Annotated in this window: 14 protein-coding genes; 13 read left to right on the top strand and 1 reads right to left on the bottom strand. The window is 39.4% G+C overall.

Annotated features, from left to right (window positions below):
* Nucleotides 1-20: 20 nt before the first annotated feature.
* Nucleotides 21-881 (bottom strand): universal stress protein, encoded by an 861-nt coding sequence (locus tag AAOP42_RS09930; protein WP_349528345.1) that lies wholly within the window; start codon nucleotides 879-881, stop codon nucleotides 21-23.
* Nucleotides 882-1,064: 183 nt separating this feature from the next.
* On the opposite strand from AAOP42_RS09930, the gene AAOP42_RS09925 reads away from it, so the two are divergent.
* The 13 genes from AAOP42_RS09925 (at nucleotide 1,065) to corA (ending at nucleotide 14,305) form a co-directional block, all read left to right on the top strand.
* Nucleotides 1,065-2,060, top strand: coding sequence for a PAS domain-containing sensor histidine kinase (locus AAOP42_RS09925; protein ID WP_349528344.1), 996 nt, complete (start codon nucleotides 1,065-1,067; stop codon nucleotides 2,058-2,060).
* Between the two features lie 15 nt (nucleotides 2,061-2,075).
* Nucleotides 2,076-2,717: a response regulator transcription factor gene (locus AAOP42_RS09920; RefSeq protein WP_349528343.1), complete on the top strand. Its 642-nt coding sequence runs from the start codon at nucleotides 2,076-2,078 to the stop codon at nucleotides 2,715-2,717.
* A 217-nt stretch (nucleotides 2,718-2,934) separates the two neighbouring features.
* A complete protein-coding gene (locus AAOP42_RS23775) occupies nucleotides 2,935-3,078 on the top strand; it encodes a type ISP restriction/modification enzyme (RefSeq protein WP_502947654.1) in 144 nt (47 codons plus the stop codon).
* A 121-nt stretch (nucleotides 3,079-3,199) separates the two neighbouring features.
* Nucleotides 3,200-3,769 (top strand): RNA polymerase sigma factor, encoded by a 570-nt coding sequence (locus AAOP42_RS09915; protein ID WP_349528342.1) that lies wholly within the window; start codon nucleotides 3,200-3,202, stop codon nucleotides 3,767-3,769.
* Nucleotides 3,770-3,880: 111 nt separating this feature from the next.
* On the top strand, nucleotides 3,881-4,357 hold the full coding sequence (locus tag AAOP42_RS09910) for a hypothetical protein (protein WP_349528341.1): 477 nt from the start codon (nucleotides 3,881-3,883) through the stop codon (nucleotides 4,355-4,357).
* Between the two features lie 37 nt (nucleotides 4,358-4,394).
* Nucleotides 4,395-5,462 (top strand): pyridoxal-phosphate dependent enzyme, encoded by a 1,068-nt coding sequence (locus AAOP42_RS09905; RefSeq protein ID WP_349528340.1) that lies wholly within the window; start codon nucleotides 4,395-4,397, stop codon nucleotides 5,460-5,462.
* Nucleotides 5,459-6,517: an N-acetyltransferase DgcN family protein gene (locus AAOP42_RS09900; protein ID WP_349528339.1), complete on the top strand. Its 1,059-nt coding sequence runs from the start codon at nucleotides 5,459-5,461 to the stop codon at nucleotides 6,515-6,517. Before AAOP42_RS09905 ends, AAOP42_RS09900 begins: the two co-directional genes overlap by 4 nt.
* The gene (locus tag AAOP42_RS09895; protein WP_349528338.1) at nucleotides 6,514-8,877 is read left to right on the top strand and encodes a creatininase family protein; all 2,364 of its coding nucleotides are present in this window, start codon (nucleotides 6,514-6,516) and stop codon (nucleotides 8,875-8,877) included. Before AAOP42_RS09900 ends, AAOP42_RS09895 begins: the two co-directional genes overlap by 4 nt.
* Nucleotide 8,878: 1 nt before the next feature.
* Nucleotides 8,879-9,940 (top strand): mandelate racemase/muconate lactonizing enzyme family protein, encoded by a 1,062-nt coding sequence (locus AAOP42_RS09890; protein ID WP_349528337.1) that lies wholly within the window; start codon nucleotides 8,879-8,881, stop codon nucleotides 9,938-9,940.
* A gap of 150 nt (nucleotides 9,941-10,090) precedes the next feature.
* A complete protein-coding gene (locus AAOP42_RS09885; protein ID WP_349528336.1) occupies nucleotides 10,091-11,155 on the top strand; it encodes a hypothetical protein in 1,065 nt (354 codons plus the stop codon).
* A 7-nt stretch (nucleotides 11,156-11,162) separates the two neighbouring features.
* A complete protein-coding gene (locus AAOP42_RS09880; protein ID WP_349528335.1) occupies nucleotides 11,163-11,855 on the top strand; it encodes a hypothetical protein in 693 nt (230 codons plus the stop codon).
* A gap of 1 nt (nucleotide 11,856) precedes the next feature.
* Complete coding sequence (locus AAOP42_RS09875; RefSeq protein ID WP_349528334.1) at nucleotides 11,857-13,191, top strand: hemolysin family protein; 1,335 nt, start codon at nucleotides 11,857-11,859, stop codon at nucleotides 13,189-13,191.
* On the top strand, nucleotides 13,175-14,305 hold the full coding sequence (gene corA / locus AAOP42_RS09870; protein WP_349528333.1) for a magnesium/cobalt transporter CorA: 1,131 nt from the start codon (nucleotides 13,175-13,177) through the stop codon (nucleotides 14,303-14,305). Before AAOP42_RS09875 ends, corA begins: the two co-directional genes overlap by 17 nt.
* Nucleotides 14,306-14,321 lie beyond the last annotated feature (16 nt).

Below are 14,321 nucleotides of genomic sequence, written 5' to 3'. Positions count from 1 at the left end.
ACATATAAGTGAATGGGAAATCACAAATCCACTTCCAGCGGTTTGTTTGATCGGATACTGACCACCGGCACTTTGGAATGAGAAATAATTCTTTTGGCTTTAGGAGAAACCCATAGATCTGACCACTTGAAACTCGGTCGGCTCATAATTATCACCAGGTCAATGCCGGACTTTTCTGTATATGCTTGGATTGCAGCAGGCAAAGTGCCGGGGAATAATCCATTTTTGACGATTTTGATTCCTTTTTCAGTCAGTTCATTGCTCACTTGGTCCAGCCTATGTTGCAGCTCCTCCTGATCTTCTTTGTGTTCTGATGCAGAGACAAGATGCAGAGTCGCCTCAAATTGCTGAGCAAGAGATGCAGCAAATGGGATTTTGTACAAACTGCCTTCACTTAGATCCAATGGAACCAGAATGTTTTTCATTTTAGGTTTTATCGGGATTTCAGTAAATGTGAACACGGGACAGGTAGATTCCAACACCACTTTATAGGCATTGGTACTTTTCAGATGCATGTCCCAATCATCTGTATCTGGCAAGCCATGACTTTTCATTACTATGAAATCAATTTCATTTTCCTCTGAAAATTCAACAATGTGTTGTGGAATTGCTTTTTCCAAGCCCCGGATTTGCAGGTCTATTTTTCGGATGTCGCTATAGGTTTTTTGGATTTCATGCAATGTGGGGCGCAGTTGCTGATCTACCATTTCTGCCAATTCTTTCTGAAATTCTTCTTTGGAGTGATAGTCTTTGGGATCAGCCAAATGAAGGGCTGTTATTTTAGCTCCTATGCCAGTGGCAAACATGGCAGCATATTCGAGTGCTCCAATGGATCTGGCATTGTCATCAAATGGCACTAATATTTTCTTAAAATTCGACATACGAAATATATAATTAACCATCACCGTGTTTGAGTTCCTCCTTTTACTAAATGAAACAAGCTTCACGGTGTTTTGTATTAGACGCTCATTTCAAAGCAGGTCACATTATATCTTTAAAAATTGGTGACTTTATCTTATACCGGGTTTATCTTTAGACTTTGATGTAATGTATTTGGAAAAAGAATGACCTACGACAAAGAGCTTATTAATAACCACGACTTTCTGCTTTCAATGATCGAAGAAGCTCCCTATGGCATTATTGCCATAGACTTAATGGGCAATATAACTATTGCCAATGCGCAATCTTTGGAACAGTTGGGTTTGGAATACAGCATTGATGAATTGACAGGAATGAAGATACTAGAGGTAATTGATGAGATTGATGAACTCAAAACAAAAGTTGATCATTGCCTGACCAAAAAACGGAAGCAGTTTGACATAGAAGAAGTGTTTTACAATGGGAAATACCTGACATTTAGAGGAAGAAAAATCCATAATGGAATGATTGTCACTATAGCAGATATTTCATCTATCAAAGAGGCAAAACATGCAGCTCTCAATTCACTATTGGAAGGGCAGGAGCAGGAAAGAAAAAGGCTGGCAAGAGAAATTCATGATGGGATAGGGCCTATTTTATCGACTTTGAAAATGAATCTTGCCAATATTGAAGGGGATGTGGAAACCATTAGTCATGAACTGGGGGATAAATTCAGGAAATCCTATGAAATGATAGATGAGGCTGCCAACGATTTGCGGTCTATTTCACACAACCTGATGCCCAGGGTGCTTTCCGATTTTGGTTTAATTGAAGCACTTGAAACGCTCTGTGAAAAGATTGATGAGACTAAAGGAATTGAAGTTAGTTTTATTAATTCCGGTTGGCACGAACGGTTAGATGAAGTGACTGAATTGGCATTGTACCGAATAGGTCAGGAATTGATAAACAATACTTTGAAATATGCTCAGGCGAAAAAAATAACATTACAGGTAATTCGTCGGGATTTAAATATTCAGTTGATGTATGAAGACGATGGAAAAGGGTTCCTTCCGGAATTGGTTAGTAAAGGAATTGGCCTGATGAACATAGAAAATAGGGCAAAAGCATTGGCGGGAGAAGTTATTATAGATTCTCATCCGGGAAGGGGCATGACTGCCACCGTTGAGATACCACTTAATTGAAAAGCTATGGAGCAGATGAATATATTGATAGCAGATGACCATAAAATGTTCAGGGAAGGTTTGGCCGAGTTGCTCGGCAAGGAGCACAACATGGAGGTAGTAGGGGATGTCGGAAGTGGGAAAGAAATTCGTGAACTATTGGAACAGCAGAAAGTGGACATTATACTGATGGACATTGACATGGGAGAGACCAATGGAATAGACATGACTGCTGAAATCAAAAAGGATTATCCTGACATTAAAATCCTTGCCTTGTCCATGCATGGGGATAAAAATTACATAATCAAAATGCTGGAAGCAGGAGCGAATGGCTATATCCTCAAAAATGCAGGTAAAGAAGAAATGATCAATGCCATCCACACAGCTGCCAATGGCAATACCTATTTCAGCAGCCAGGTTTCGGCAAAGCTTTTGGATCATATTTCCAATCCTGTTACCAAAAAGAAAAAAACAGAAGACACTCCGCTTACTGACCGTGAAATAGAAGTTCTTGTGTTGATCAGTGAAGAGTACTCCAATCCAGAGATAGCGGAGAAACTGTTCATTAGCGTAAGAACCGTAGATACCCACCGAAGAAATCTACTTGACAAGCTTGGAGTAAAAAACACAGCCGGACTTGTGAAATACGCCATCCAAAAAGGTTTTTTGGATTCCTGAGTCTTCATCATTGCGAATGCAACGTAGTAGAATGAAGCAATCTATTATCAGGAAGACATAGATTGCTTCGTGCCTCGCAATGTCGGTTCGTCGGCGACACATGCCTTTTAGTTACTACAATTCCCCTTATAATCAAATTGACAACATCACCGATTGGGATTTGGAGTAGTTTAGGGAGCGCTACGGAAACCTGTAAGGTTTTTAAAACCTTACAGGTTTGGACAAAGAAGCCATCTTTCACTACACCTCTGGTGTGCTGTACAATCCTGACTATCCTACGAAGTACGAGTTAAACCTGAAGCGGGAGTTTCCTCGGTTACCGTTTTATGAGATCTACCTACGAGAATCACGTAGCAACTAAGTGATACTTACGAGGAGTACGCTTTACAACCGCTTTTTTATTTTACGCTTTTTAGCTCTTACATTCGGATTTTATCTTTCTGAATTTAGCATCATCAAAAAATGATGTTTTATACAAAAAGATGAACACTCAAAACCAACAAACACTTACCGACGAACTACTGGTATCAAACCTTCAAAATGGCGATAATAGCGCAATGGGAGAATTGTATTCCCGTTACTACATGCTTGTTTTTGCCAAATGTTTGTCGTTTGCTAAAAACACTGATGATGCCAATGACCTCACTCAAGATGTCATGTTGCGTGTGATGGAAAAAATCTCTACATTCAAAGGGGATTCAAAATTTTCTACCTGGCTTTATGCCGTTACCTTCAACTATTGTACTGACAAAAAGAGGAAAGCTAAAGGTAAATTCTTTGAGCCAATAGACTCATTGGTAAATCTGGCGGATTGTACTGATCAGGAAAGAGAATTAGATGCGAAAATAAAAGAAGAGGTAGCCGGAAAAGCACTTATGACAATCTCACATGAGGATCAGCAACTTTTGATTATGAAATACCAGCTCAATAAGTCCATAGTAGAACTGCAAGACATCTATAACCTGTCTGCTAGTGCAGTGAAAATGCGGCTGATGCGTGCCAGAGAAAAAGCGGTTACTCTGTATTCTTCCTACTGCGTTGGGGTTGCCTGATAGGTCAACCTTTGGAATCAATTACACTGACCAAGTATTAAAAAGAATTTGCATGAAATCATGTGACCATTCGGGAATGTCTCGTCTCAACGGATATAAATACAATGTGAAATGAAAAGTATATTTATTTTCCTGATGCTACTCGGAGTAGTAGCTTATGGAGCCGATCAGGCAACACCGATTGCCGTAACCAAATCGTTCACTGCCAAATATAAAGATGCCAAAAGTGTCAACTGGTGGATGGAAGAGGGACAATATCAGGTTTCATTTAAACACGAAGGTTTTTCAAAGGTGGCCACTTTTAAAAAAGAAGGTGCTTGGGTTATGACTACCACTTCCATTCCTATTGAGGAATTGATGCCCTGTATTACAGATTTATTGAAAGAGCGTTATTCCGAAGCAGTAGCCCTGGAAGCTGAATTTGTAGAAAAACCTGCATCGGAAAAGTATTATATTACTGTAGAAGTTACCGAAGAGGAAATTAAAGAAGTAGATGGCGAATTGACCGAAGATTTCAGTTTGAGTTATGTCAATTTACTATTCAATTCGGATTGTGAGTTTCTTGGTGAAGAGCAGCAAGACCAATAAAGGTTGTTTAGCGGAGTGTATTTTGTAGTAAAATAAAATGAAAGAAGAAAAGCAGGAAAAAACCAACGTACCTCAAAGTTCCATATCTCAGGAGTCTAAAAAATTGAGTGAGATGGTAAAGGATCAATCACTCTCACTTTTGGATAGGATAGAATCTTATGAGGACATCATTAACATAGAAGTTGGCGATACTGCTCTGCTGCGAGCCAGAAATATAGAAAGAGAGACAGGAGTAAGGCAGCTTTTTCTCAAGTTTGAAGGAGGTAACCCCACAGGCACCCAAAAAGACAGGATAGCTTTTGCCCAGTGTCATGATGCATTGAGAAGGGGGTATGATGCCATTACTGTGGCTACTTGTGGAAATTATGGAGCGTCTGTTGCTTTGGCTGCCGGGTTGGCGGGCCTGCGCTGCGTTATATACATACCAGAAAACTATCATACTACCCGCATCCATGAAATGGAAGGAAATGGATGTGAAGTACACAGGATAAAAGGATTGTACGAAGACAGTGTTAACTATTCTACTGCTAAAGCAGAATCTGAAGGTTGGTATGATGCCAACCCCGGCGGTGTAAACACACCGTTGCAGATTATTGCCTATTCTGAAATAGCTAATGAAATATATGATCAACTGCGAGATGCACCCAAAATCATAGCAGTACCTGTTTCCAATGGTACTTTGCTTGCCGGGATTTACCGGGGTTTTGTGAGTTTATATAAAAGGGGAAAAACTTCAAGGATTCCATTAATGATTGCTTCATCTTCGACAAAGAAAAACCCAATTGTCTATTCCTTCAAAAAAGGTTTGGATCATTGTGTTGACCTTGTGCCTGAAAAAATCAAAGAAACAGTAGTTAATGAGCCGTTGATCAACTGGCATAGCTTCGATGGAGAGGAAGCCTTGTATGCCATTTTGCAATCGAAAGGAGGGGCTTATAATGTAAGTGACGAGAAGTTATTGAAAACATCAAAATTACTCAAAGACAAAGAAGGACTCCATGTACTTCCTGCTTCCGTAGCAGGATTAGTAGCCTTATTGGAAATGGATAGAGAAAAAGATTTAGAACCGGATCGTTATGTGGCGATATTAACTAGTAGAAAATGAAAAAAGTAATTGATGGAAATGCCCTTGTATATTGTGAAGGGGCTTTTAATACACCGAATGGTAAAACTGCTCATGGCCTGGTGAGATTTACGGAGCGTTACAATGTTTTGGGAGTGATAGATTCCACTTATGTGGGTAAAGATGCAGGAGAAGTATTGGATGGTAAGAAAAATGGAATTCCTGTTTTTTTAAACTTATCGGAAGCGTTGCGTGCTGTGAAAAATGTGCAATACTTTGTTATTGGTTTGGCTCCTGATGGAGGAAGGTTGCCTGAGCCAGCAAGGAAGGCAATCTATCAGGCAGTTGAGCATGGCCTTCACGTAGATTCAGGGCTTCATGATTTTTTATACAAAGACGAAAAATTGATGTTTTTGGCGAGTGAAAAAGGCTGTAAGATCAGAGATATCCGACGTACACCAGAGCGGGACGAACTTCATTTTTTCTCAGGAAAAATAGAAGAAGTCAATTGCCTGAAACTGGCAGTACTTGGTACCGACTCTGCCGTGGGTAAAAGAACCACAGCTTGGATTATTGTACATGGCATCAGAAACTCCGGCAAAAAAGCTGAAATGATAGGCACAGGTCAGACAGGATGGATGCAGGGAGCAAAATACTCTATGGTATTGGATTCCCTGATCAATGATTTTGTGTCGGGTGAAATCGAACATGCGGTGTATGAGGCCTGGAAAAATGAAAACCCTGATGTCATTGTGATAGAGGGGCAAGGTAGCCTGATGAATCCGGCTTATCCGGGTGGTTTTGAGATCTTGGCTGCCGGCAGACCCGACTATGTGGTATTGCAGCACGCTCCTGCCAGATTGGAATATGATGGATTTCCAGGATATGTTATTCAACCTCTCAGTGAGCAAATAGCCGCTATTGAAATGATTTCGGGTAAAAAAGTAATAGCAATAACTCTGAATCATGAAGGAATGAAAGCAGATGAAATTGCTGCGGCATGCGAAAAAATAACCAAAGAGACAGGGCTACTTTGCACGGACGTGTTGTATGATGGTGCGGATAAACTCGTCGAATTAATCAAAAGCTACTTGTGAAAACCTCAAAAGAAGTGACAGAAACAATTGATCTTAGTGAATTTGTTGTCTTCAGGCAATTGAAGGCAGGGCCAGCATTGGTTGAGGATAAAAGGGTGAAAATACCTTATTCAGTCACCAAATCAGATGGAAGTATAGTCTTTAATGAATTGATCTACACCTACTCTGAAAAAGTGTTTGATAAGGATGGTTTTGAAGACCTCAATCTTGTTTCCATGATGGGGGCACAGGTGGCAATGAACTATGGTCTGTTTTGCGAAGAATTGGTTTTCGACGGATTGTATGATGAAGCAGATCAGCGTTTTATTAGCGATATGATTGAGAATACTTCACGTGAGATTTATGTCAACAAGCTTTTGTTGCCAAATGAGTTTTTAAAATCAGAATATCAAAATACAAAGGTTGAAAAACTCAAGAAATATACTGCTGCTAAACTCACTTTTATCAATTCGGCATTTAAGCCAGACATGGATAAAGACAATTGGAGTTTGAGCTCGACCAGCAAGAACGAGTACGTTATTTTAAGCAGCGGAGGCAAAGACAGTTTGCTTAGCTATGGCATCATCAAAGAACTGGGCAACCACGCTCATCCGGTTTTTATCAATGAGTCGGGCAGACACTGGTTTTCAGCCATCAACGCACATAAATATTTGGAAAACACAGAGCCCAACACTTCCAGAGTGTGGTGCAACAGCGACCGTGTGTTCAACTGGATGCTCCGTGAGATGCCATTTATCAGGGAAAACTTTGCAGACATTAGGGCGGATATATATCCAGTAAGGTTGTGGACAGTTGCCGTATTTCTGTTTGGGGTATTACCCATTGCCAGAAAAAGAAAAGTCGGCAATATTCTGATTGGTGATGAGTACGATACCACATTAAAACTCAACCATGAAGGAATCACCCATTATGGAGGATTGTACGACCAAAGTAAATATTTCGACAATGCGTTGACAAGGTATTATATGAAAAAAGGTTGGGCACTCCATCAATTTTCTATCCTTAGGAGCCTTTCAGAACTGTTGATATTGAAAATATTGGTGAAGCAGTTTCCTCAACTTCAGGCACAACAAATTTCGTGTCATGCTGCTCATGAGAAAGATGGTAGGATCTATCCCTGCGGCAATTGTGAGAAGTGCAGGAGGATTGTAGGGATGCTTTCGGCACTGGATGAAGATCCAAAAAATTGTGGGTATAATCCTGATCAGATTGTAAAATCTTTCAAAAGTCTGGAGGCTAAAAAAGTGAAGCAGTTGGGACAAGATGCCTCTCATCTTTTTTACTTACTACTCGAAAAAGGTTTTATTGAAAAAAATGAACATACAATTAAACTAGCTAAACCGCATGAGCAAATTCTGAAACTAAGATTTGACAATGAGCGCAGCATGGTGATGGATGTACCTTCCGATATCAGAAAACCACTGTTCCGTTATCTACTTAAACACAGCAATGGGGCAGTAAGACTTAAAGATAGGAAGTGGGAAGATTTTGATGTACTCAATAGCGAGCTGATGACGATACCTTATCCTTTTGAAATCAAAAGAACCAAATTTAAAACAAAACCCGGCTCGACTAACAATAGCAATTACATGTGGGAAAAATTCACATGGCCTGAGTTGGAAGAGCGGTTGAAAATAGTAGATACTGCCATATTACCCTGTGGAGCCATTGAGCAGCACGGGCCACATTTGCCGGTAGATATTGATTATTATGATGCAGTGTACCTGGCAGGGAAAGTAGCAGAGGCTTGCAGCGATCCAAAGCCCTTCGTGTTGCCTCCTATTCCTTTTGGGGTTTCTTATCATCATGAGGAATTTAAAGGCACTTTAAGTGTGACCAATGATGCACTGTCCCGATTTGTGTATGATATTGGTATGGGATTGGCTAAAAATGGAATAAAAAAACTTATTATTCTCAATGGACATGGTGACAATGCACCTACGTTAAGCTATGCAGCACAAATGATCAATCGGGATGCAGAGATATTTGTATGTGTTGATACTGGGGAGACCAGTGATATCGATCTCAATGATTTGATCGAAACACCAAATGACATTCATGCCGGGGAGATAGAAACGAGCACTACATTAGCCATTCGCCCTGAAGTGGTACAGATGGATAAGGCTGTGAACGAAACCCTGCATTTTGGGAGTAAATACCTGGATTATACTTCTGATAGAGGTGTTGCCTGGTATGTCCGTACCAAAAGAATTTCTAAAAGCGGCGTGATGGGCGATCCTACACGTGCCACAGAAGAAAAAGGGCGAAAAATGTGGGAGATAATGGTGGCTCATCTCGTCAAGTTTGTAGAGGAAATCAAAAAGAGCAATCTGGAAGATTTGTACCAGAAAAGGTATTAATATGAAAATAACATCTTTAGAATGTAACATTTTTAGACTTAAGCTTGGTGAACCCTACACCATAGCCTATGAGCGCATTGAAGAATCTCCCAATGTGTTTATTAAAATGACTACAAATGGGGTGATAACAGGCTGGGGGTGTGCTGCTCCAGACATGGAAGTGACAGGGGAAACTGCAGAATCCGTAATGAAAGCATTCAATGATGTGATAGAACCCTACCTGAAAGGTCAGGATCCTTTTATGCATGCTTTGCTACTGGAAGACTTGAAAAACAGACTCAAAAATCAGCCGTCTGCTATGGCTATGGTGGACATGGCATTGTATGATTTAATTGGTAAGAAAGCAGGAGAACCTGTATATAGGCTGTTAGGAGGTTATAAAATGTATATTCCTACCAGCGTTACCATTGGTATCCTTCCTTTGGAAGAAACCCTCAAAAAAGCCCGGGAATGGAGAGCGAGAGGTTTTTTTATTCTTAAAATAAAAGGCGGAATAAATGTCGTTGAAGATATTGAAAAAATCATCAAACTGAGGGAAATGGTTGGTGAAAAAATCGAAATCAGATTTGATGCCAATCAGGGCTATTCGGTAGAAGAGTCGGTTCACTTTATCAATGAAACCAAAAAAGTTGGGCTGGAGCTATTCGAACAACCTACCAACAAGAACAACTCTGACCTGCTGAAGCAAGTAAGTAATCAGGTTTCTGTGCCTGTTATGGCGGATGAAAGCTTGATGACCCTAAAAGATGTATTTCATCTTACATCCAATAATTGCACCGATATGATCAATATAAAACTGATGAAAGTAGGTGGCATCTCTGAGGCTATCAGAATCAATTCTGTGGCAAAAGCTGCCCATGTAGAAACGATGGTCGGCTGTATGGATGAATCTGCAATGGGAATAGCAGCAGGGCTTCATTTTGCATTGGCACGGCCTAATGTAATTTATGCGGATCTGGATGGTCATTTCGATCTGCTTAATGATCCGTTTGCATCTATGGTCAGGTGTGAGTCAGGCATACTTTATCCCTCTGACAAGCCCGGATTTGGATGGATGAAGTAGTTTTCATCTGTTGTCTGGAAAAATTGAAGCTATAAAATTTGATAGAATCGTTCTATTCGGAATGCTTTTTGACAGCTATTCTTATTGATTTGTTTTCATTTATCAAATAAGAATGTGACCTTAGAAAGTCGTACCGTCTAAATAAGAAATATGAATAAATTTTCAAGATTATTATTACTTATTTCAGTCCTTTTACTGATTGTAGCAGAGAGCAATGCTCAAACGCCTGTTAGTATTCCGGCCAGGAAAGTACCCAAAATCGTATTGAAATCATTCAAAGAATTGCATCCGGATGCTAACGAAGTGAAATGGTATCCATATCCATATCATTACCATCAAGGTTCAGATGTTTCTCCTACGTTTTTACCTATCTTATGGGAAAATAATACACCGAATTATTACGAAGCAAGGTTTAGTGATGAAAAAGGTGAAGTTAGAAATATATTCGATTTTGGTGGTTCATGGTATGTAACCTCTCGTCCATTAGCTGGAAACCTTCCCGTCGAGATTGAAGTTCAGTTGAAAGAAAAAGGATACGGAATCTGGAAAAGGCACAACGAAGAGCAGATAGTGAAATCTGGAGAGGATGGTAAATTCTATAAAGTTTGGCTTACAGATAAGAATAAGAAGAGGATTCTATATTTCAATGAATCCTATAAGTTGGTCAAAATATTAAAATTGGATAATGATATCAATTTTACTGAAGAAGATCACGAAAAATTTAAAAATGCACCCGGTTTTTCTAAACAAGAAAAAACTGTAACTGAAAAAGATGTTCCTGCTCAGGTGCAGACTAGCGCAAATCAGAACCATCTGGACGTTGATGTCATTGAGTGGTCTATCCATGAGCGATTGTACGATCCATTTCAGAATAGCATATTTGATCATGGTTTCTACGATCTGGAAGTACCGGTCTTGTATCAGTTATTGTTTTTTGATAAAGACAAAAAATACAAAGTAACCTACAATGCTCAGGGAGAAATATTGGAAGAAGTTGAAGTGATTGAAAGGAAAGATTTACCGGATGAGGTATTAAATACATTGAAATCGGATCAATACAAAGATTGGGTATTTGATTCGGAACATGAGAGGATACTATACGGAAAAAGAAAGTCTTTGTATCGGATTTATGGCAAGGTGATGAACGAAGCAAAGCAATTGATACTGGATGCAAAAGGAAATATTACCAAAGTTAAAACCAAAGAAAAACTGTGATTATACAATGAAATCAAAATTTGACGTAAAAGTCTTGAGTGTTCAGGAGATACATGAATTACCTGATGGGTGGTCGGGTGATGACTACAAAAGTATCATGGAATTGGCCGATTTTGACGATTGGGACAAAATCGAGGAAAGCGAATTAAAAGACTATACCATTATGACCCTTCAGGAACTTGACCCGGAAGAAGCCGCTGCTATTGTACTTGGATATAAGTTTCAAGGCCTGCTTACCAAGGGACAGATTCACAACCTCGTTTTTGAAATGATGGAAGAAAACCTGTGGGAGGAATATCAAAATATCAGCTACCATAAGGAACTGTTTAATTGTGCTGTGATGATGAAATGGGCTTTTCCAAAGAAATTTCCACAAACGGATGCAGTAAAATGTGTTTTAGAAGTGAATGCATACAATCAGATAGGTACAAACATGCTACACAATGCTGATAAATCGTTGATTGCCCGATTGATAGCGAATGGTATGAATGACCACTCAGTCATCAACAGGCTGTTTGACGATCAGGTGCTCAATGGACCTTTTCCGGAGGCAGAACATATTGTTTGGCAATTTGATTCGGAAATACAACCGGAGAAAACTAAATTCACTATCTTTTCTTCCTGGTATTGGCTCAGGCAGATGGATGACATATCAAACTACACGGCAGAAACGTTTTCTGACCAAACTAACTTAAGATAAATTGGAAGTAGAATCAAGTTATGCAATGGATGGGGTGAAAATTGGCCTTACGGTCATTTTCATCATTCTAAATGGTTTTTTTGTAGCAGCAGAATTTGCAATTGTAAAAATTAGTAAGAGTAAACTAAAGGTGATGATCAATGAAAAAAGACCCTTTGCAACTACGGCAATGTGGCTTTTCAAAAGACAGAACCTGGCCTTGTCTGCCTGTCAACTTGGCATTACCATGGCTTCACTCGCTCTGGGTTGGATAGGAGAACCTGCAATTGCCCACCTTATTACTCCTTTGATACATGACCTTGGAATCAACTCTCAAAATGTTGTACATGGCATAGCATTTACTATTGCCTTTACGATCATTACAGCTTTTCACATTATCATCGGAGAGCAAGTGCCCAAGATATATGCCATCCGAAAGCCCGCTATTGTGTTCCTTAGCTTTTCTCTTTTGTTGAAAGGATTTTATGTGATATTGTACCCGTTTATGTATGTGTTGAATGCCGTTACTAATGTTTTTCTCAAGTGGTTGGGTATTGAGGAATCCGATGAGCACGACACACCACTTACGGAAGAAGAAATCCGGGCTTCATTGAGTATTGCCCATGCCAAAGGAGAACTGTCTAAAAACGAGCACAAATTACTCAATGCCGTATTTCGTTTTGATGATGAAGTAGCCAGGCAAATAATGATGCCAAGAAACGAAGTGGAGTTTATGGATGCCAATAAGTCGTTTGCTGAAAATTTGATTTATGCCAAAAACTCAAAACATACCAGATTTCCTTTGTGCGATGGGTCGTTGGACAAGGTAATAGGAGTAATCCATATCAAAGACACGATTGGTTATGACCATGAGGATCAGCTTGATTTGTCTTCATTGGCAAGGCCTGCTATGCTTGTACCTGAAAACATTCTGATCGGTAGGCTACTACAGGAGTTTAGGGTTGCGAAACAGCATTTCGCTTTTGTGCAGGATGAGCATGGTACCGTATTAGGTATTGTCACTATGGAAGATGTACTGGAGGAGTTGGTGGGCAATCTGCAAGATGAGTTTGACCTTGAAGAACCTGATATAGTAGAACAGAAGGATGGGAAATTTCTGGTAGATGGTGATATTCCTGTAGAAGACCTCAATACCCGATTTGATATCAATCTTGAGACAGAAGATGCCAATACTTTATCTGGTTTGATTGTTGAAAAATTTGGACACAGACTGGAAAAAGGAAAAAAGATGAAGCTTGGTCATGGAGTAGAAGCAGAGATAATCGCTACTGAAGGCATAAGAGCAACTAAAGTAAATTTAACCATACCCGTTGTGAAAGATGAAGAAACAATTTGACATGTCAAGGCCGGACAAGATGCTGATGTCGGGATTAAAGACCTTGGGTAATTTCTCCAGAAACCTTTATTCTGAGCAGAAGAGTGTATCAAAAAGTACAGGGCAGATTACTTTTATTGGAAAAAAGAAGGTAGAGAAGGTACGAATCCAGTTGCATGAATACAACGAAAAGGAATTGAAAATTAAACATGAGGTTGAGGATTTTAGTTTCTTTGATAACCTCGATGACGACAAAGTCTATTGGCTTAATTTTCATGGATTGCATGAAGTAGAACTTATCCAGGAAATCGGAAAAGTACTTTCCCTAAATAGGATTACCGTCAGACAAACGCTTGATACCACCTTGCGACCCAAGGTAGAAGAGTATGATCATTATGTGTTTTTTAGTGTAAAATCTGTACTGAAAGATGATGAAGGAGTACTTAAGTTGGAGCAACTGTCTTTTGTATTGGGTAAAAATTATGTAGTGTCGTTTCAGGAAGAGGTTGGAGACCATTTTGATCATATTCGAAACAAAATAGAAGAGAAACTAGGGTTGGTGAGGCAAAAAGGTGCTGACTTTTTGGTGTATCAATTGCTGGATGCCATACTTGACAACTATTTTGAAACCATTGAGGCGACTAATGATGAAATGAAGGATTTGGAGAAAATCATTTTGACTGACCCATCTCAAAAATCGCTTATAGAGCTGGAGCAGATGAAACAGGTTGCTGAGATGGTTAAAAAATCCATGAATCCTTTTAAAGATGCACTCAAAGTGATTTCTAACCGTAATACTATTTTTATTCAGAAGGAGAATACTAAATATTTTCAGGATTTGGCCAACAGTTGTACAAGTGCTATTGAAGAAATAGACTCGACTATAAAGTCGTTGGAAGGATTAACTAATATTTACTTTTCGTCATTGAGTCAAAAGATGAATGAAACTATGAAGGTACTGACTACAGTAGCAACTGTTTTCATTCCACTTACCTTTATTGCAGGTATCTATGGTATGAACTTTGAAAACATGCCTGAGCTCCATCAGGAAAACGGTTACTTCATTACATTGGGAGCAATGGGAGTAATTTTTTTAGGCATGTTATATTACTTTAAGAGAAAAGATTGGTTGTAAGTTTCATGAGAAACAG

Source organism: Reichenbachiella sp. MALMAid0571, from assembly GCF_040151475.1.
Taxonomy (GTDB): domain Bacteria; phylum Bacteroidota; class Bacteroidia; order Cytophagales; family Cyclobacteriaceae; genus CAXBNB01.
The sequence above is the reverse complement of the archived record's forward strand: the minus strand, read 5'-3'. Positions and strand labels throughout refer to the sequence as shown.

Coding starts and splice junctions, on each gene's coding strand:
- AAOP42_RS09930 (WP_349528345.1), bottom strand. CDS start 881: ATGTCGAATTTTAAGAAAATATTAGTGCCATTTGATGACAATGCCAGA.
- AAOP42_RS09925 (WP_349528344.1), top strand. CDS start 1,065: ATGACCTACGACAAAGAGCTTATTAATAACCACGACTTTCTGCTTTCA.
- AAOP42_RS09920 (WP_349528343.1), top strand. CDS start 2,076: ATGAATATATTGATAGCAGATGACCATAAAATGTTCAGGGAAGGTTTG.
- AAOP42_RS09915 (WP_349528342.1), top strand. CDS start 3,200: ATGAACACTCAAAACCAACAAACACTTACCGACGAACTACTGGTATCA.
- AAOP42_RS09910 (WP_349528341.1), top strand. CDS start 3,881: ATGAAAAGTATATTTATTTTCCTGATGCTACTCGGAGTAGTAGCTTAT.
- AAOP42_RS09905 (WP_349528340.1), top strand. CDS start 4,395: ATGAAAGAAGAAAAGCAGGAAAAAACCAACGTACCTCAAAGTTCCATA.
- AAOP42_RS09900 (WP_349528339.1), top strand. CDS start 5,459: ATGAAAAAAGTAATTGATGGAAATGCCCTTGTATATTGTGAAGGGGCT.
- AAOP42_RS09890 (WP_349528337.1), top strand. CDS start 8,879: ATGAAAATAACATCTTTAGAATGTAACATTTTTAGACTTAAGCTTGGT.
- AAOP42_RS09885 (WP_349528336.1), top strand. CDS start 10,091: ATGAATAAATTTTCAAGATTATTATTACTTATTTCAGTCCTTTTACTG.
- AAOP42_RS09880 (WP_349528335.1), top strand. CDS start 11,163: ATGAAATCAAAATTTGACGTAAAAGTCTTGAGTGTTCAGGAGATACAT.
- corA (WP_349528333.1), top strand. CDS start 13,175: ATGAAGAAACAATTTGACATGTCAAGGCCGGACAAGATGCTGATGTCG.